This is a genomic window from Brevundimonas sp. Br13, from assembly GCF_055391505.1.
In genome coordinates, this window is the sequence record NZ_AP044008.1 from 2,987,270 (window position 1) to 3,005,130 (window position 17,861).

Here is a 17,861-nt window from a genome sequence, read left to right on the forward strand (position 1 = left end):
ACGGCCGAACACAAGTAGTCAAACAGCAGATCGCTTGTGCGGTCGATGTCGAACACCCACTTCTCTCTCTTCCAACCGTCGGGAACACGGCGGCGGCGAAGGGATTTTCTTAATCATGGGCCGTTAGGCTCTGAACGTCGGTATTTTCCGACTCTGGAAGCGAGGCAATGAGTATGCGTGCGACCGAAACGATCTAAGCCCCGCCAGCGGGCTGCTGGTTTTTCGCCGAACGGCGAGTGAAAGGGACAGGGCCTCACCAGCCCTGTCCTTTTTGCTTTTTGGCCCTTCCTTTTTGGATTGCCGCGTTCGCTGAAAACGAGCTTTATGCCACCGGGAGGCGCGTGATGTTCAAAGGCAGGTGGTGGGACAGGCTGGGTTGGTTGGCGGGCGCCATAACCTGGATCGCGGGCTGGGCGGCGATCTTTTGGCCGCCGATCCGAGAGTATGGAAAATGCGTGGCGATCAGCGATCCTGCCTTGGCCCACCGGCTGAACGCTGTTGCGGCGGGCCAAGCAGGCGAACTGCCCAAGGTCTGCACCCACGACGCCGTCGACACCTTCATCGCCCTCCTGCAAATCCCGACGCCGATCTATCCAGACGTGCCGATCGGCGGCTATCTGTTCTTGGCGGCGAGCGTCATACCCTTGGTGGTGCTGGGCATCTGGGTTCGACAGGCGATCGAATACTGGGACAATGCGCGCGTCCCACTGTCGGTTTTGGAGACCGACGTCACCCTAAGCTTCGCCGAGCCCGACATGAAGCGGGCAATTTTGACGAGGAAGCAATTCTTCCACGCCAACCAACCCGACGTGGGCGCCTATCATTCGACCACCAAGGTGGATGGGGAAAAGGCGTCGATAGACCCCGACCACCAAGTCTTTGACGCCCAGGTCGGACATCGCTCGATCAAGGGGGAAATCATAAAGCAGGGCAACGAAAAATCGATCAATGTGATCGAGATCTACAACGAATCCCTGCCTCGAAATCCGCTCATAACCATACTGCCCAACCAGGTAGTACATTCGATTTACAAGAATTTCGGCGCATTCTTCAATGTGATCGTCAAGAGAACGACTGTCATTCATCTGGTCGATGAATACAACGCAAAAGAACCGTTCTACTCCATATCTTCGATGCGATATCCGGTGACGAACGTAAAACTGAGGTTCCTTTTCCATTCTGAAACCGCGCCGTCTCCAGAAGACATCTCCGCCTTCCTGATCAAGGACAATTTGGCGATGCGGCTGGCCTTGCCGCCTTGCCATGAGGGCGCCTTCACCACCTATGAGGTGGCGGTGCGAGAGTTCAAATCCGCGACGATCCGCGTCGCCTGGAACAATCGGAACCTGTTCGCTTGGAAGGAGCGGCAGCCGACGGCGGACAAGCCGTCTCAGCCGCAAGCCCCGACCGCGGAGAAGCCTGCGAAGAAATGAGACGTCGCGCCGAACGCGCAGCGCGAGCCTCAGCCGCCCTGGGTCCAGCGTTCGACGTCCGGCTCCAGTCCGATCAGGGCCAGGCCGGCGGGGATGGATTCGAACTCGCGGAAGACTCGGTCCGACAGCGCTCGCCGTCAGCTTTCAGGGAGGCCTTTTAGGCGCTTCAGCCCCTCGCGGGCGTACTCATTGTCTGGATCAAGCCGCAGCGATGTTTCGAAATGGGCGATCGCCGCCGCAAAGTCGCCCTCGGCCGCTGAAAGGTCGGCGAGGCCGTCATGGCTGAAGGCCGATTGCGGAAACTGTTCGAGGGTGAAGGCGAACAGGCGGCGCGCCTCCTCCATCGCGGGCAGGCCGGACAGTTCATAGCCGATCTCGACCAAAAGTTCATCGGTGGCGAAGGCTTCGGCCGAGGGCTGGGCCGCCTTCATGGCCTGATACTGGCGGATTCCAGCCTCGGCCCCGCCCGCCATCACCGCGTCCAGGATCACCGTCTTGGGCTGAACATCCGGCAAGGACGTCGCCTCGCCGAAGTAGAGGCCGGCGAGAGCCCGGGCCGTCCCGCCGCCGCTGGCCTCGTCGCTGTTGCTGAGGACCACGATGGTCAGGTCGTCGTCAGGAAAGCGGGCGACCATGTTCGAAAATCCCGGCCCGCTGCCCGCATGGCCGACCATACGACGACCATGCCAGGAGCGGATCTCCCAGCCGAAGCCGTAGTTGTTGCGCGCCCCGTCGGTCATCTGGGCCAGGGAGGCGGGCGAGACCAGCCGCCCGGCGCCGACCGCCTGGGCCCAGGTCGACAGATCGTCCACGGTGCTGCTGAGCCCCGCCTCGCCGTAGACGCCGGTCATCGACTGCGGCGTCGCCTCGATGAAGGTGGAGCCGATCGAATAGTAGCCGGTCGCCAGATGAGGGATGATCCGGCGAGAAGCGTTGAAGACCGTATGATCCATGTGGAGCGGCGCCAGAATCCGCTCACGAAGGACCTCCGGATAGGGTTTGCCGGCGACCCGTTCGATGATCGTACCCAACAGGTTGTAGCCGGTGTTGCTGTACCGATAGCCCTGGCCCGGCGCGAATTCGAGCGGCCGGTCCCGCACCAGGGCCACGACGCCGCCCGGGCCGTAGGTTCGGCTGTCCTGGGTTTCATCCCAGTCCGGCAGGCTGGTGTAGTTGGGGATTCCCGAGGTGTGGGTCAGCAGCTGCCGCACGGTGACGGCCCGCCAAGCCGGGGGACAGTCGGCGAGGTGGTCGCAGGCCAGGTCATCGACGCTGAGCCGCCCCTCCTCCTGCAGCATCATGATCAGAAGGGCGGTGAAGGGCTTGGTGACCGAGGCCAGTTGATAGACGGTGTCGGTGTCATTGGGGACGTCGAAGGCCCGGTTCGCCAGTCCATAGCTTCCCCGGAAGACAGGCCTCCCGTGCGCGGCGACCAGGACAGTCCCGCTGAAGGCCGCGTTCTGCACCGCCGCCTTCATATAGGCGTCGAAGGCCGCGCTCAGATCGGGTGCGACGGCGGACGGTGACGGGGCTGACTGGAGCTGGGCGGCCTGGATCGAGGTCGCGCACGCGCCGCTCAGCAGGGCGCAGGCAGCTGCGGCAGCCGCGCGCCAGGTCTTGTTCAAAGCCACGTCAAATCCTCCGTCACATCCAGATATCTTTGCATCAAATTATTTTACGTCAAGATATTTTACACAAAGGTTTGTGCGCGTGGTTTTCACCGCCTATCCTCCCCCCATGATCCAGACCCCCTCCTCGCCGGACGTGATCGACGCCGTCCTGGCTGACTGGCGAAACGCGCGGCCCCAAACCCAGGCCGACGCCCTGAACATCGTGGGACGCATCCTGTGGCTGGGGCGACGGTACGAAGAAGCCGTGGTGCAGATGCTGGCCGAACACGGCCTGTCCTATTCCGACTATGACGTGCTGGCGACCTTGCGCCGCGCCGGCGCGCCCTTCGAACTGTCGCCGACGGATCTGGCTAAGCGTGTCCTGCTGAGTTCGGGCGGCCTGACGGCCTGCCTGCGACGCCTGGAGACGCGGGGCTTGGTGTCGCGTCACAGCGTGCAGGAGGACCGTCGGCGTCTATTGGCCCAGCTGACGCCCGAGGGGCTGGATCTGGTCGAGGGCTTTATTGATCCGCGCTTCGCGATGGCCGAACGCGCGCTGGCCCCGCTGGACCCAACCCAGAGGCGGGAGGCGGAGACGGTGTTGCGTCGCCTGATGACGGCGGCGGAAGACTGAAGCTGCTGCGGATCAGCCGCCCTGGGTCCAGCGTTCGACGTCCGGCTCCAGTCCGATCAGGGCCAGGCCGGCGGCGATGGATTCGAACTCGCCGCCGGTCTCGATCCGGTCGGGGCCGAAGCGGCGGGTGAACAGGGCGCGGACGGCGGGGGTCAGGGAGGTGCCGCCGGTCAGGAAGACGCGGTCGATGGCGGAGGGGTCCAGGCCGGAGCGGTCGATGGCCTGGTCCAGCGCCGCCTCCATCTCGGCCAGTTCGGGGGCGATCCAGGCGTCGAACTGGGCCCGCGTCACCGTCGCCTCGATCCGCACCCCGCCCGCGACGAAGCGGAAATCGGCCGTCTCGTCCCGCGACAGATCCTGTTTCAGGCTGGATACGGCGCGGTACAGGGCGTGGCCGTGGTTGTCGTCCAGCACCTCGATCAGCCGCTCGATCTTCTCGGGCTCAAGCGAGGTGGTCGCCAGGGCGCGGATGTCGCGCATGTCGCGCGACGCCCGCAGCAGGGCCAGCTGGTCCCAGCGGGCGAAGGCGGAATAGTAGCGCTGGGGCGCCGGCAGGGTCTTGCCCAGGCTGGTGTAGAAACTGCCCTTGCCCAGTTCGGGCGAGACCAGATGGTCGATGATCCGATAGTCGAAGGCGTCGCCGGCCACCCCGACGCCGGACTGGGCCAGGGGCGTGGATTTCAGCCCCTCGGGCGTGCGTTCGAACCGGACGATGGAGAAGTCGCTGGTGCCGCCGCCGAAGTCGGCGACCAGGACGGTGGCGTCCCGTTCCAGGGTGCGGGCGAAATAGAAGGCGGCGCCGACGGGTTCATAGGCGTAGCGGACGTCCCGGAACCCCAGCCGCTTGAACGCCGTCTCGTAGCGCGACAGGGCCAGGGCCTCGTCGGGCCGATTGCCGGCGAAGGTCACGGGGCGGCCGACGATGACGCGGGGCGGCAGGGCGGCCATGGCGGCCCCCGCATGGTGGCGCAGCTTCAGCAGGAAGGCGGACAGCAGATCCTCGAACGTATAGCGCCGGTCGTGGATGCGGGTCTCGGTGAAGGCGGCGCTGGCGGCGAAGGTCTTGAACGACTGGATGAACCGAGTGTCCACCGGATCGTCCACATAGGCGTCTATGGCCCAGGGTCCGGCCTCGACCACCCGTTCGGGACGGCCGCCGTCCTCGGCCGGGTGGAACTGGAAGCTGAGGGCCGAGCGGAAGGTGGAGACGCCGCCCGCCCCGTCAACCGTGAAACGGACCAGCTCGGCGCCGGTCGCAGGATCGGCCAGGGCCACGACCGAATTGGTCGTGCCGAAGTCTATGCCGATCGTGATCGGTTGCGGCGTGGTCATGACCCGGCTCCTCGAAGGGCGGGCTTCCTACAGTGTCCCGGCGGATTAGGAAACGCCGGATCGGGGCTCTACCGGCGGTTCGTCGCCTCGGCGTGTCGCGCCAGCAAGGCCTCGGCCTGGCCCAGGTGCAGACGTTCGACCATGGCGCCCCCCACCCGGATCGCGCCTCGCCCCTCGGCTTCCGGCGCGGCGAAGGCCGCCACCACCGCCTGCGCCGCCTGGACCTCAGCCTCGGACGGGGCGAAGGCGGCGTTGGCGGCGGCGATCTGGGACGGGTGGATCAGGCTCTTGCCGTCAAAGCCGTACAGCCGGCCCTGCGCCGCCTCGGCCGCCAGGCCGTCGACGTCCTCGATCCGGTTGAACACCCCGTCGATGGCCAGCAGTCCGTGCGCCCGCGCCGCGACCACCAGGGCCGCCAGCCAGGGCTTGAACGGTTCGCGATCCGGCGACGCGCCCGTCCTCAGGGCCTTGGCCAGGTCGTTGACCCCCAGCATCAACCCCTGAAGCCCCCCGCCCGCCGCCGCAATCTCGCTCAGGGCGATCAGGCCGCGCGGCGTCTCGATCATGGCCCACAGGGCCGCATCCGGCGCGCGGGCCGACAGGGCGTAGACGGTCTCGACCGTCTCCACCTTGGGCGCGACGATCAGGCCGGCGCCCGCCTGAGCCAGAGCGTCCAAATCGTCCTCGCCCCAGTCGGTGTCCAGGGCGTTGATCCGCACGCCCAGACGGGGACGAAATCCGCCCGCCTTCACCGCCGCCACGGCGGCCACCCGCGCCTCGATCTTGGCCTCGGGCGCCACGGCGTCTTCCAGATCAAGGACGGCGACATCGCAGTCCAGGTTCCGGGCCTTTTCGATCGCCCGGGCGTTGGAGGCCGGCAGATAGAGGACGCTGCGAGCCAGTTCGCCCGACATCAGACCCGCCCGGTGACAGGAACCAGGGCGCCGGTCATGGCCCGGCTCTCGGGCGAGGCCAGGAACAGGATCACCGCCGCCAGATCGGCCGGGGCGACCCAGGCGGCCGGATCGGCGTCGGGCATGTCCTTGCGGTTGGCGGGCGTATCAATGATTGACGGCAACACCGCATTGACCGTTACGGACGTGGTTTTCAGCTCCTCCGCCAGGGCCTGGGTCAGGGCGTGGACGCCCAGCTTGGCGGCGCCGTAAGCCCCCATGCCCGCGCCCGGCTTCAGCGCCGCAGCCGAACCGACATTGACGATCCGCCCGTCCGACGCCGCCTTCAGATAGGGCAGAGCCGCGCGGCTGGCGTTCAGGGCGGTGGTCAGGTTCAGGGCCTGCATCCGGTCCCAGGCCGGCTGCGCCTCGTCCGTCGTCTGCCAGACGAAGCCGCCGGCGATATTGGCCAGGACGTCCAGCCGGCCGTAGCGGCTGATGACAGAGGCCACGGCTTCCTCGGCCTGGGCCGGGTCGGTCAGATCGACGCCGCCGACCTCCAGCACTCCGGCGGGAACCGGATGGCCTTCGGCGTGGTCGATGACGGCGACCGCCAGCCCCGCCGCCAGGGCGGCCTCCAGCACGGCCCGGCCCAGCACCCCGTGCCCGCCCGTGATCGCGATCACCCGTTTCATCTCGTCCTCCATCCCTTTGCCCCTCTCGTCTGTCGGCTCAGCCTGCGGCGAAGACCTTGGCCATCAGGCGTTCCAGCCCCGCCTGGTCCACGGCGTCGAAGGCCGCCGGGGTCGTCGCATCCACGTCAAAGACGGCGATCAGTTCGCCCGAGACGTCAAGCACCGGCACGACGATCTCGCTGGCCGAGCGGCTGTCGCAGGCGATGTGACCGGGAAAGGCGTGGACGTCTTCGACCAGCTGGGTCTGGCGCGTCGCCGCCGCCGTCCCGCACACCCCGCGCCCGAAGGCGATCCGCAGACAGCCCAGCGTCCCCTGATAGGGTCCGACCACCAGTTCGTCCGCCCCATCCGGCGTCTTGTCCGGCGCGACGACGTAGAAGCCGGTCCAGAAATAGTGGTCGAAGGCGTCGGCCAGCATCGAGGCCACGGTCGCCATCCGCGCGGTCAAATTCGGCTCTCCGTCCAGCACCGCCAGGATCTCGGCCTCGACCTCGGCATAGCGGTCCGCCTTGTCGGCGGGGCGGTCGTCGCGGGGGACATAGGACATGGGCGCTCCTTCGATTCGCAGCCGATATAGGCGCCCCCGCCACCGGAAGCGAGCCTTCGTCCACAGGGTTCAATTTGTTAAATACCGGAAATCGCACAACAAGGTTCGGCGTAGCCAAATTTGCCGCTTGCTGTGGCGCCGCTTTGTCGCAAAACATTGTTAACCATGTTTGGCGGTCTGACCCGTCGGCGTCGGCGCGCCGTCCTGCGTCGCGTCGGCCAGTTGGGATTGCGGGAGCGACAGGAAGGTATGGGCGAGTACGACAACGCCGGTCACGGTCCATCCCAGCTCCAGCGGCATCGCATGCCCCTGGCCGGCGGCGCCGTGGCGGTTCTGGTCCTGCTGATCGCCGTCCTGCTTCTGGCCAGCTGCGGCGACGGCGCCCCCGGCTTCTGGCGCCGAGGGGCCCAGAACGAGGCCGCCCTGTCCTGCCCCCGCCCAGCCTCGGTGACGGGATCCGAATTCAACGCCCAGGAGGCGAGCCTGCGCCACCTGCGCCGCGCCGCCTTCCGCGGCGACTTCTTCGCCCAGCTGGAGCTGGGCTCGCGCTACGCCGCCGTCCGCGCCACCGACAAGAATATCGAGGATCCGATCGAAAGCTCGGTCTGGTACGCCATGGCCCTGGCCAATGACGAGGGCTACGCCCCGATCAACGGGGTCGAACCCCAGGGCGGCGGCCTGTTCGGAGGGGGTCTGCGCCGCCTGTCGAAATACGACGACTGCCGCGCCTTCGAACGCCACCGCGCCTATCAGGTGCTGGACCGCCAGTTGTCGCGGATGAGCCGGCAGGAGCAGGAGGCGGTGCGCGACCGCGTCATCTACGTCCTCTCCACCCAGGACGCCGAGGGCTATCGCACCCTGGCCCGCCTCCACGACGGTCTCTACGGCCCCTTCGGCGAGCCTGCCGACAATCGCGAGGCCCGTGAGGCGCTCGGCCGCAAGCCCGAGGGCAAGAGCTTGGGCCAGCCGCGTTCGCGCGGCGGCTACTGGGCGGCGGTCAATCTGTTCCAGCGGAACGACGTCGACGCCTATCTCTACAACTATCTGGCGGTCCAGACCGGCGACGTCGGCGCCTATGTGCTGATGAAGGACTTCGAGCGCTCCTCGCCCGGCCGCGCCCAATATGCAGGCTTCGTCGAGGCCAAGGCGCGTCAGTGGACCCCGCCCTTCGAATTCTATCCGCTGGAGGCCCCGGCCTCCGGCGTCCCCTTCTCGGACGAGAGCCGCCCGCGCGGCGACGCCTATGAATACGCCCTGTCCCGGCTTCAGGGCGAACTGCCCTTCATCCATGTGGGCCGCGCCCTGCGCTATCTGGGCGTGACGCCCGAGGCCGTCACCGCCCCCGAACAGCTCTCCCGCCAGCAGATCGAGGCCTTCGAAGCCATGCTCGGCCATGCGACCGAGAGCCGGCTGTCGCCGCTGGAACGGGTCCGCGCCATCCAGCTGGCCGCCGTCAACGGCTCGTCGGAGGCCCAGCTGGTCCTGGCCGTCATGTACGCCGAAGGCATCGGCCTGCCCCCCGACTACGCCCGGTCGTTCAAATGGTTCGAGGAGGCGGCCCGCCAGGGCAGCCCCGAGGCCAAGTTCGCCATGTCCACCTATTTCGCCCTCGGCGTCGCCGGGGTGGCGGACCAGGACAAGGCCGAGGCCGTCGCCTTCCGCATCGAATCCGCGCTGTCGGGCTTCGGCCCCTCGGCTTCGCGCCTGCAGGCCTTGTTGTCGCAGGTGTCCCGCGCCCAACAACAGCGCCGCTGAAACGGAGGGTCTGGTCGCATGAACATCCGCTCGCTCGCGAAAGTCTCGCTCCTGGCGGCCTTCGCCCTGGCCGCCCTGACGACCCTGCCCGACCCGGTCCAGGCCCAGGTCGCCGCCAAGGTCGAGGCCCAGACCCGGCCGAACTTCGGCGTCCTGCTGGACCCGCCGACCCGCAGCCGGCCCCGCGCCCATCGCCGCTACGACTACGGCCGGTATCGCGGCCCCGACTGGCGTCCCCTGCCCCGTCCCCCGCACCAGGAAGAGGTCGTTCTGGTCGATTGCGGCGGCAATCCCGGCTCCGGCGCGATCGAGAGCGCGGTCCAGCGCGTGCGTCCCGGCGGGACCTTGATCATCCGGGCCAAGGGCGGCGCCTGCGTCGGCTGGCTGAACATCGACAAGCCCATGACCGTGATCGGCGACAGCGGCTTCGATCCGCGCCGCTGGGATGCGGCCACGCCCACCCTCCAGGCGCCCGACGGCCTGCCCTGCCTGACCGCCGCCCCCGGCGTCCGGGTAGAGGTCCGCGACCTGGTCTTCGCCTCGCCCCACGCCGGCGACGCCGCCTGCGTCATCGGCTATGGCGCTGAAATCGTCATGAGCCGCGTCGGCTTCCGCCACGCCGGGGACGAGGCGGCGATCTACGCCGACGGCGGCCTTCTGGACCTGCGCGACGTTCTGATCGACGCCCGCACCGTCTCGGCCGCCGTGGTCGCCGACGGCGCCGCCGTCACCCTGTACGAAACCGCCATAACCGGGGCCGTGTCGGGCGTGGATCTGACGCCGGGCTCCGCCGCCCCCTCCAGCCTGACCTCGGTCACCTTGATCGGCTCGGAACAGCCGAACAACTTCGGGCCCCGCGCCATCGGCCTGATCGTCCGCGCCTCACGCGACTACGGTCAGGTGGCCGTCAGCAACGCCAAGATCTGCGGCTATGTCGAAGGGGTGGCGGTGGAGGGCGCCTCGGTCTCGGTCTCCAACAGCCGGATCTGCAAGGGCGACAAGGGCGCGGTCCTCTATAACGGCGAACTGCTGTTCGATCAGAACCGCGTCCGGGTGGATCAGGTCGGGGTCGCCGCCGCCTCGGGCCGGGCCGTGATCACAAACAACAGTTTCGCCGCCGTCCGCGACGCCATCTATGGCGAGCCGCGCGCCAGCATCGAGGCCCGCGACAATCGGGTGTGGTCGCGCGACCTGTGCCGCCCCCGTTTCGAAAACCGCTACCGCGACCGCTACGTCCCCTCCTGGGGCGGCGGCGACCGCGGCTATGACTGCCAATACAGCCCCTATCCGCGCGACTGGTGGGAGGCGGAAGACGGTCAGTACTATGACTACGGCTATCCGCTGGACGGCTATGATCGGTACCAGCAGGGCTATGGCTGGTATGATCGGGACGGCCGCTATGTGCCGGACAACCGCTACTATGGCGATGATCGTTGGAGTCGCGGCGGGCGCGGCTGGTAATCGTCCCTGTACGGCGCAGTCCGACGGTTCGGCGTGATCGAAAAACCGAGGATCGGAAACCGGTTTCAGGCTCACGCTTTGTTACAAACGCCATGGTCAAGCCGGTTTCGCCGCGCTAGAGCAGGCCGCATGTGCGAGCGGGTCAACCCGCCGAACCTTAAGACAAAGCTCAGGGGCTTAAGATGACTCAGTGGGTGTACGGCTTCGGCGGAGGCTCCGCCGACGGCGACGCGTCGATGAAGAACCTTCTCGGCGGCAAGGGCGCGAACCTGGCGGAAATGTCCGCCCTGGGTCTGCCCGTCCCGCCCGGCTTCACCATCACCACCGAGGTCTGCACCTACTATTACGCCCACGGCGAGACCTATCCGGCCGATCTGGAAGACCAGGTGAAGACGGCCCTGGCCAAGGTCGAGGGCGTGGTCGGCAAGACCTTCGGCGACGTGGACAATCCCCTGCTGGTCTCGGTGCGTTCGGGCGCGCGGGCCTCGATGCCGGGCATGATGGACACGGTGCTGAACCTGGGCCTGAACGACCAGACGGTCGAGGGTCTGGCCAGGCTGTCAGGCGACCGGCGATTCGCCTTCGATTCCTATCGCCGCTTCATCACCATGTATTCCAACGTGGTTCTGGGCCTCAGCCACGACGATTTCGAAGAGGTGCTGGACGCCCACAAGGACCGGCTGGGCGTCAGCGTCGACACCGATCTGAAGGCCGAGGACTGGGAGCGGGTCGTCGAGGACTACAAGACCGTGGTCGAGCGCGAGCTGGGCCACCCCTTCCCCCAGGATCCCAAGGACCAGCTGTGGGGCGCCGTCGGCGCCGTGTTCGAAAGCTGGATGAACGACCGGGCCAAATTCTATCGCCGCATGCACGACATCCCCGAAAGCTGGGGCACGGCCGTCAATGTCCAGTCGATGGTGTTCGGCAATATGGGCGAGACCTCGGCGACCGGCGTGGCCTTCACCCGTAATCCCTCGACCGGCGAGGCGCGGCTGTACGGCGAGTTCCTGATCAACGCCCAGGGCGAAGACGTGGTGGCGGGCATCCGCACGCCGCAGTCCCTGACCAGGATCGGCCGCGAGGAGATGGGCGAAACCGCTCCCTCGATGGAAGAGGCCATGCCCGAGGTGTTCGGCCAGTTCGTCGAGGTGGTGAACAAGCTGGAGAGCCATTATCGCGACATGCAGGACATCGAGTTCACGGTCGAACAGGGCCGGCTCTGGATGCTGCAGACCCGCAACGGCAAGCGCACCGCCAAGTCGGCGCTGAAGGTGGCGGTCGATCTGGCGGCGGAAGGCGTAATCAGCCAGGAAGAGGCCGTGAGCCGGGTCGAGCCCTCGGCGCTGGATCAGCTGCTGCACCCGACCCTGGACCCGGAGGCGCCCCGCACCGTCATCGCCGCCGGCCTGCCCGCCTCGCCCGGCGCCGCGACCGGCAAGATCGTGTTCGACGCCGACGAGGCCGAGCGTCTGGCCGGCCTAGGCGAGGCCGTCATCCTGGTGCGCGAGGAGACCAGCCCGGAAGACATCCACGGCATGCATGCGGCGCGCGGCATCGTCACGGCGCGCGGCGGCATGACCAGCCACGCGGCCGTGGTGGCGCGCGGCATGGGCCGGGCCTGCGTCTCCGGCGCCGGCGAGATCCACATCGACGAGGCCAAGGGCGTCTTCACCGCGCGCGGCCGCACCTTCAAGACCGGCGACATCATCACCATCGACGGCTCCAAGGGCGAGGTGCTGGACGGCGCCGTGCCGATGATCGAGCCCGAGCTGACCGGCGACTTCCAGACCCTGATGGGATGGGCCGACAAGGTGCGCCGCCTGAAGGTGCGCGCCAACGCCGAGACCCCGCTGGACGCCAAGACGGCGCGCGGCTTCGGCGCCGAGGGCATCGGCCTGTGCCGGACCGAACACATGTTCTTCGACGACACCCGGATCGCCGCCGTGCGCGAAATGATCCTGGCCGACGACGAGGCCGGGCGCCGCACGGCCCTGGCCAAGATCGCGCCGTTCCAGAAGTCGGACTTCGTCGAACTGTTCGAGATCATGGCCGGGCTGCCCGTCACCGTTCGCCTGCTGGACCCGCCGCTGCACGAGTTCATCCCGCATACGGACGAGGACATCGACGCCCTGGCCGCCTCGTCGGGCATCGACGCCGAGAAGCTGAAGCGCCGGGCCAAGGAGCTGCACGAGACCAACCCCATGCTGGGCCACCGCGGCTGCCGGCTGGGCGTGGCCTATCCCGAGATCTACGAGATGCAGGTCCGGGCCGTGCTGGAGGCGGCGCTGGAGGTGAAGAAGAGCTCGGGCCAGGCGCCGATCCCGGAGATCATGCACCCGCTGGTCGCCCTGGGTCTGGAGATGAAATATCTGCGCGAACTGACCGACCGCACGGCCAAGGCGGTGTTCGCCGAGGCCGGCGACAGCGTCGACTATCTGGTCGGCACCATGATCGAACTGCCCCGCGCCGCCATCCGCGCGGGCGATCTGGCCGAGCACGCCCAGTTCTTCAGCTTCGGCACCAATGACCTGACCCAGACCACCTTCGGCATCAGCCGCGACGATTCAGGGCGGTTCCTGCAGGCCTATCTGGACAAGGGCATCTTCGAGACGGACCCCTTCGTGCGTCTGGACCAGGACGGCGTCGGCGGCCTGATCGAGATCGCCACCGAACGAGGCCGTGCGGTTCGCCCCGAGGTCAAGCTGGGCATCTGCGGCGAGCACGGCGGGGATCCGTCGTCGATCGCCTTCTGCGAAAAGGCCGGCCTGGACTATGTCTCCTGCTCGCCCTACCGCGTGCCGATCGCCCGCCTGGCGGCGGCCCAGGCGGCCCTGAGCGGTGAGCGTGAGAAGGACCGCTAGGGGCGCCCCATTCTTCGTCATCCTCGGGTCAAGTTGAGGAGGAGGGGTGAGAAATGTGAAAGGGCGGTCTCTGACGAGGCCGCCCTTTTTGTTGCATCGCCACAAAGTCGCCGACCTTGACAGAACACAGTGTGTGTCTCGCCGTCCACAGACGACGGACTGTTCTGGCGGCCTCTGGAACAGAGAACGCCCTCACCTATTTAAGCACTCGCTGGATGGGGCTGATGATCCAACCGGTCATCACATCTAGGAGTTAATAAGAAACAATGCGCAACATTCTTCTCGCTGCTGTCGCCGTTTCCGCAATCGCCGCTCCGGCTTTTGCTCAAACCAATCCTGAACCGCGTGGTTACGGATCACTGGGCTATACTCATCTTGAAGGCGACAACGCCACCACCGGCGCCGTGACCGGCCGCCTGGGCGTCAATCTGAACCGCTACCTGGCTCTGGAGACCGAGGCCTCGGTCGGCGTGAAGGACGACGACTTCACCGTCGCCGGCGTGGACGGCACGACCAAGCACGAGTGGGACGCCGCAGGCTATGTGGTCGGCAAGGTGCCGGTTTCCGACAAGCTGGAGCTGTTCGCGCGCGGTGGTTACGGCCATACCGAGCTGAAGCAGGAATTCCCCGGCGCCAACACCGACGTGGGCGGCGACAGCTGGAACTACGGCGCCGGCGCCAACTACTACCTCGACGGCGTGAACGGCCTGCGCGCCGACTGGACCCGCCGCGACTACCGCGATGATGCAGGCGAGGCTGACGCCTATTCGCTCAGCTACATCCGTCGCTTCTGATCCCGGCGATCAGGCGGATTGAAGAAGGCGCGCTCCGAAAGGGGCGCGCCTTTTGCTTTGAGGACTTCAGGCGAAATCGCGGGCCAGGGCCCAGCGCTGAGAGCCTTCGCCGAACGGACGCACGAACCAGTCGCGGTACTGTTCGAAGGCTTCGATGATCTTCTGGCGCAGGGCCTGGGCGTCCACCGCCTCGCCGCGCTGGCGCATGAGGGCCGCAACGCAGTCAACGACCAAATTCTGATGAGCCGAGCCGCCCATGCTCTTCAGCACGGCGGCGATATCCTGAGCCAGGCTTTCCAGCACTGTCTTCGGCGTCGTCTGAGCCATCTGGGAACTCCCCTGTTCTCGACAATCGAACGCCTCGCAAAATCCGGCGCCGGATTCAAGCGTGGCCTCAGAAATTATCGTCGCAGACCGGGATTAACCTGGCGTAACGCCGGTCGACACTTTTGGTTTCGTCACCCTAGCCACGCTTGCGCACGAATACCGTCCCGGCCGAGTAACCCGCGCCGAAGCTGCAGATCAGGCCGGTCTCGCCGGGGGCGAAGCCGTCGTTGTGCAGGTGGAAGGCGATGATCGAGCCGGCCGAGGAGGTGTTGGCGTAGTCGTCCAGGATGATAACGTTCTCTTCCGACGACGGTTCGCGACCCAGCACCTTCTTGCCGATCAGCTGGTTCATGTTGATGTTGGCCTGGTGCAGCCACAGCCGCTTCAGTTCGTGCGGATCCAGGCCCAGTTCGCCGGCATGATCGACGATCATGTCCGAGACCATCGGCACCACGTCCTTGAACACCTTGCGGCCCTGCTGGATGAACAGCTTGTCGTTCTGAACGCTGTCGTCGGCGACCGGCGAATCCAGATGGGCGGTGTCGCGCGCGTTGCGGTTCAGGAAGCCGAAATTGTTGCGGATATTGTTCGAGAAGACGGTCTTCAGCCGCGAGCCCAGCACGTCCCAGCCGCCGGGCCCGGCGGTGTCCGAGGATTCCACGATCACGGCGGTCGCCACGTCGCCGAAGATGAAATGGCTGTCGCGGTCGGTGAAGTTCAGGTGGGCCGAGCAGATCTCCGGATTGACCATCAGCACGGCCTTGACCGAGCCGCCGGCGATGAAGTCGGCCGCCGTCTTGATGCCGAAGGTGGCCGAAGAGCAGGCCACGTTCATGTCGAAGGCGAAGCCCTCGATCCCCAGTGCCTGCTGCACCTCAATGGCCATGGCCGGATAGGGGCGTTGCATGTTGGAGGCGGCGCAGAGCACCGCGCCGATCTCGCTGACCGGCTTGCCCCAGGCCTCGATGGCCTGGCGGGCGGCCTTGACCGCCATCTCGGCCAGGATCGACAGCTCTTCATTGCTGCGTTCGGGCAAGTTGGGTGCCATGCGGGCGGGGTCGATCACCCCGGCCTTGTCCATCACGAACCGCTGCTTGATGCCCGAGGCCTTTTCGATGAACTCGGGCGAGGAATGGGGCTTGGCCTCCAGTTCCCCCGCCTCGATCCGATCTGCGTGACGGGCGTTCCAGCCGTCGGCCCAGGCGTTGTAGCTGTCGACCAGTTCGGCGTTGGAGACCGATTGTTCGGGGGTGAAGAGGCCGGTTGCGGCGATGACGGCGTGTTGCACGGGTAGACAGTTTCCTTTGCGAACGCCTTCAATAGGACGGCGGCGGCCTGCGGTCGAGAGAGGCGATGATCCCGGCGGCCCAGCGCTGAATCTGGCCACGCGGCGCCGGAGGCGGCGGCTGGTCGCGGGCGGCGATCAGGGCCTGGACCAGATCCTCCGCCTCGCAGGGCCAGCCCTGAGGCGTCACATAGATCGGATAGTGGATCAGGGCGGCCAGGATCAGATGATCGACGGTGGCGCGCCGGGTGCGGCGGTCGAAGCCCAGCCGGTCGTCGGTCAGGCCCCAGCCGGCGTAGAAGGGGCGGCCATAGACCGACACCGCCCGGCCCCGCATCAGGGCCTCGAATCCGGTCAGGGAGGTCAGGGTCGCCACCCGGCGGCAGGCGTTCAGGCAGTCGATGATGTCCAGCCCGTCCGCCACCGCATCGACCGAGGCCAGGGCCGAGGCGTCCAGCCGTCCGGGCCGGTTGCCCGCCAGAACGTCGGGGTGGTTGCGATAGACCAGGAAGGCGTCCGGGTGATCGGCCCGCGCCGCCTCGACCAGGGCCGAGTTGGTCGACAGATCGGGCTCGCAGCCCAGCAGGATGGACTTGTCGTTCTCGACCTGGCCGACGACCAGCAGAATGTCGCGATCCGCGGGCCAGTCGGCGGGCGCCTGACCCTTCAGATTATATTTCGACAGGCCCGCCTCGACGATCCGGGTCCGAAGCGCAGCGGCGCGGGCCAGCTGCTCCGGCGTGGCGTCCGTCGTCTGGATCAGGGTCTCCAGCCGCGACGGGCGCGACGGGTCGTAATAGACCCCCTGGTCGTCCAGAGCGACCGACAGGGCGCCGACGAAATCGGACCCCAGGCCGCGCGAGCGGATGAAGCCGTCCTCCATGCGAACCGTCGGGCCGTTAAAGGTTGCGGCGGCGCGGCGCACGGCCTCGCTCTCCTTGCCCGCCCACCAGATCAGGCGGCCGTTGGTCGCGGCGGCGTGGGCGGCGGCGCGCGACGGCGACATGAAGTATCGCATCCGCGCCTTGGGCGAGTTCAGCAGGCGGCGCACCGGCGGGCGTTTGGCCGGGGCGAAGCCGACGGCGGACCAGGGCCCCGCCAGACGGTCGGCGCGGTCGCGCAGGGCGATCAATCGCTCCAGCGCCTGTTCGGCCTCACACCGCTCGCCGGTGACGGGATCGACATAGCGGCTATAGGCGATCAGGGCGGCGGCGGCGACCTGTTCCACCGAGCGCGCCGCGCCGCGTCGGCCCGTGTCCACGGCGTCGGTCGTCAGGCCCCAGCCGGAATAGAAGGGCGCCCCGAAACAGCGGACCGGCAGGCCCCGCAACAGGGCTTCGAACCCCAACCCAGACGTGACGCAATAGACGGCGTCCACCGCCGCCAGCAGGTCGGCCGGCCGGACGTCGGCGTCCACCAGGGTGACGCCGGACAGGTCGGTGATGCAGCCGCGCTTCCTGCCCGCCGCCACCGCCGGATGGCGTTTGACGATCAGCTGGGCCTCAGGCTCGTCGCGCCGGGCGGCGGCGACCATGGCGTCGAAGCTGGCTTGCGTCGCCAGGCCGTAGCCGATGGAGGCGTCGCCGAAGGTCTGGTCCACGATCAGGACGCGGCGGCCGGGCCGCAGCAGGCCGAGGTCCAGCGGCCTGCCCATATTGGTCTTGGAGACGCCCGAGGCGGCGATCCGGTCGATCAGGGCGCGGGCGCGGGCGGTCATGGCGGCGTCGCACCAGACGTCGGCGGTCTGGATCAGATGTTCGAGGCGGCTCGGCCGGGTGGCGTCATAATAGACGCCCAGATCATCGACGATCAGGCTGAGGCTGGCCGCCCCCGCCTCCCCCAGGCCGACCGAACGCAGGAAGCCGTCTTCCAGCGCGACATAGGGGCGGGCGTTGGCTTCCGCCCAGCGGCGACCGGCGGCGGCCGTCGGCTTCATGCCCCAGCCCAGCACGGCCTGAACCTCGGCGCCCGGCAGGCGACGCAGGTCGTAGTCGTTCAGGAAGACATCGAGAAAGGGGACCTTCAGCACGCCGGGCGCGCAGACCCAGGCGGGAGTTTTGGCGGCGATGTCCGAGGTTGGGGTCAAGGCGGGTCCGACGGATTGAGCGCGAGGTTTAGGGCGGTTGGGGGCGTCGGGCTAGAGTGTGCTGATCTTCCCCCGCTTGCGGGGGAAGTGTCAGGTCGTGGCGCGCAGCGACACGCCTGACGATGGGGGAAGTCTTCTTGTCGAAACA

14 protein-coding genes are annotated in these 17,861 nt (G+C 67.3%); 6 read left to right on the forward strand and 8 right to left on the reverse strand.

Annotated elements, in window-relative coordinates:
- Window positions 1-344 precede the first annotated feature (344 nt).
- Window positions 345-1,433, forward strand: coding sequence for a hypothetical protein (locus tag ACZ5M6_RS14910; protein WP_054766452.1), 1,089 nt, complete (start codon window positions 345-347; stop codon window positions 1,431-1,433).
- Window positions 1,434-1,570: 137 nt separating this feature from the next.
- Here the strand turns inward: ACZ5M6_RS14910 and ACZ5M6_RS14915 are convergent, their stop codons facing one another.
- Window positions 1,571-3,064 (reverse strand): serine hydrolase, encoded by a 1,494-nt coding sequence (locus ACZ5M6_RS14915; protein ID WP_464159022.1) that lies wholly within the window; start codon window positions 3,062-3,064, stop codon window positions 1,571-1,573.
- 79 nt (window positions 3,065-3,143) lie between these two features.
- On the opposite strand from ACZ5M6_RS14915, the gene ACZ5M6_RS14920 reads away from it, so the two are divergent.
- The gene (locus ACZ5M6_RS14920; RefSeq protein WP_228185441.1) at window positions 3,144-3,677 is read left to right on the forward strand and encodes a MarR family winged helix-turn-helix transcriptional regulator; all 534 of its coding nucleotides are present in this window, start codon (window positions 3,144-3,146) and stop codon (window positions 3,675-3,677) included.
- A gap of 12 nt (window positions 3,678-3,689) precedes the next feature.
- Here ACZ5M6_RS14920 and ACZ5M6_RS14925 read toward each other — a convergent pair whose 3' ends face one another.
- The 4 genes from ACZ5M6_RS14925 to ACZ5M6_RS14940 form a co-directional block, all read right to left on the reverse strand.
- Window positions 3,690-5,009, reverse strand: coding sequence for an Hsp70 family protein (locus ACZ5M6_RS14925; RefSeq protein ID WP_464159023.1), 1,320 nt, complete (start codon window positions 5,007-5,009; stop codon window positions 3,690-3,692).
- A 68-nt stretch (window positions 5,010-5,077) separates the two neighbouring features.
- Entirely contained in the window at window positions 5,078-5,923 is an 846-nt protein-coding gene (locus ACZ5M6_RS14930) for an HpcH/HpaI aldolase/citrate lyase family protein (RefSeq protein WP_395941968.1), read from the reverse strand.
- Complete coding sequence (locus ACZ5M6_RS14935; protein ID WP_224764275.1) at window positions 5,923-6,597, reverse strand: SDR family NAD(P)-dependent oxidoreductase; 675 nt, start codon at window positions 6,595-6,597, stop codon at window positions 5,923-5,925. The genes ACZ5M6_RS14930 and ACZ5M6_RS14935 overlap by 1 nt, the downstream gene beginning before the upstream one ends.
- 37 nt (window positions 6,598-6,634) lie before the next feature.
- On the reverse strand, window positions 6,635-7,144 hold the full coding sequence (locus ACZ5M6_RS14940; RefSeq protein ID WP_182713303.1) for a GAF domain-containing protein: 510 nt from the start codon (window positions 7,142-7,144) through the stop codon (window positions 6,635-6,637).
- A gap of 249 nt (window positions 7,145-7,393) precedes the next feature.
- Between ACZ5M6_RS14940 and ACZ5M6_RS14945 the strand changes: the two genes are divergently transcribed.
- The 4 genes from ACZ5M6_RS14945 to ACZ5M6_RS14960 all read left to right on the forward strand — a co-directional run bounded on the left by ACZ5M6_RS14945 (window position 7,394) and on the right by ACZ5M6_RS14960 (window position 14,015).
- Window positions 7,394-8,899 carry a tetratricopeptide repeat protein gene (locus ACZ5M6_RS14945; RefSeq protein ID WP_464159024.1) on the forward strand — a complete coding sequence of 502 codons (1,506 nt, stop codon included), beginning with the start codon at window positions 7,394-7,396 and terminating at the stop codon, window positions 8,897-8,899.
- An 18-nt stretch (window positions 8,900-8,917) separates the two neighbouring features.
- Complete coding sequence (locus ACZ5M6_RS14950; protein ID WP_464159025.1) at window positions 8,918-10,360, forward strand: hypothetical protein; 1,443 nt, start codon at window positions 8,918-8,920, stop codon at window positions 10,358-10,360.
- 182 nt (window positions 10,361-10,542) lie between these two features.
- A complete protein-coding gene (gene ppdK / locus ACZ5M6_RS14955; protein ID WP_464159026.1) occupies window positions 10,543-13,221 on the forward strand; it encodes a pyruvate, phosphate dikinase in 2,679 nt (892 codons plus the stop codon).
- Window positions 13,222-13,487: 266 nt separating this feature from the next.
- A complete protein-coding gene (locus ACZ5M6_RS14960; protein ID WP_054766462.1) occupies window positions 13,488-14,015 on the forward strand; it encodes a porin family protein in 528 nt (175 codons plus the stop codon).
- Between the two features lie 66 nt (window positions 14,016-14,081).
- Here ACZ5M6_RS14960 and ACZ5M6_RS14965 read toward each other — a convergent pair whose 3' ends face one another.
- The 3 genes from ACZ5M6_RS14965 to ACZ5M6_RS14975 form a co-directional block, all read right to left on the reverse strand.
- Entirely contained in the window at window positions 14,082-14,342 is a 261-nt protein-coding gene (locus ACZ5M6_RS14965) for a hypothetical protein (RefSeq protein ID WP_464159027.1), read from the reverse strand.
- Between the two features lie 136 nt (window positions 14,343-14,478).
- Window positions 14,479-15,630, reverse strand: a complete 1,152-nt coding sequence (locus ACZ5M6_RS14970; protein ID WP_464159028.1) for a beta-ketoacyl-ACP synthase III — start codon at window positions 15,628-15,630, stop codon at window positions 14,479-14,481.
- Between the two features lie 28 nt (window positions 15,631-15,658).
- A complete protein-coding gene (locus tag ACZ5M6_RS14975; RefSeq protein ID WP_464159029.1) occupies window positions 15,659-17,713 on the reverse strand; it encodes a capsular polysaccharide biosynthesis protein in 2,055 nt (684 codons plus the stop codon).
- Window positions 17,714-17,861 lie beyond the last annotated feature (148 nt).

Excerpts from the sequence above, each read along its gene's own strand:
- ACZ5M6_RS14925 (WP_464159023.1), bottom strand. The coding sequence starts at position 5,009 with ATGACCACGCCGCAACCGATCACGATCGGCATAGACTTCGGCACGACC.
- ACZ5M6_RS14965 (WP_464159027.1), bottom strand. The coding sequence starts at position 14,342 with ATGGCTCAGACGACGCCGAAGACAGTGCTGGAAAGCCTGGCTCAGGAT.
- ACZ5M6_RS14960 (WP_054766462.1), top strand. The coding sequence starts at position 13,488 with ATGCGCAACATTCTTCTCGCTGCTGTCGCCGTTTCCGCAATCGCCGCT.
- ACZ5M6_RS14950 (WP_464159025.1), top strand. The coding sequence starts at position 8,918 with ATGAACATCCGCTCGCTCGCGAAAGTCTCGCTCCTGGCGGCCTTCGCC.
- ACZ5M6_RS14935 (WP_224764275.1), bottom strand. The coding sequence starts at position 6,597 with ATGAAACGGGTGATCGCGATCACGGGCGGGCACGGGGTGCTGGGCCGG.
- ppdK (WP_464159026.1), top strand. The coding sequence starts at position 10,543 with ATGACTCAGTGGGTGTACGGCTTCGGCGGAGGCTCCGCCGACGGCGAC.
- ACZ5M6_RS14940 (WP_182713303.1), bottom strand. The coding sequence starts at position 7,144 with ATGTCCTATGTCCCCCGCGACGACCGCCCCGCCGACAAGGCGGACCGC.
- ACZ5M6_RS14910 (WP_054766452.1), top strand. The coding sequence starts at position 345 with ATGTTCAAAGGCAGGTGGTGGGACAGGCTGGGTTGGTTGGCGGGCGCC.
- ACZ5M6_RS14945 (WP_464159024.1), top strand. The coding sequence starts at position 7,394 with ATGGGCGAGTACGACAACGCCGGTCACGGTCCATCCCAGCTCCAGCGG.
- ACZ5M6_RS14930 (WP_395941968.1), bottom strand. The coding sequence starts at position 5,923 with ATGTCGGGCGAACTGGCTCGCAGCGTCCTCTATCTGCCGGCCTCCAAC.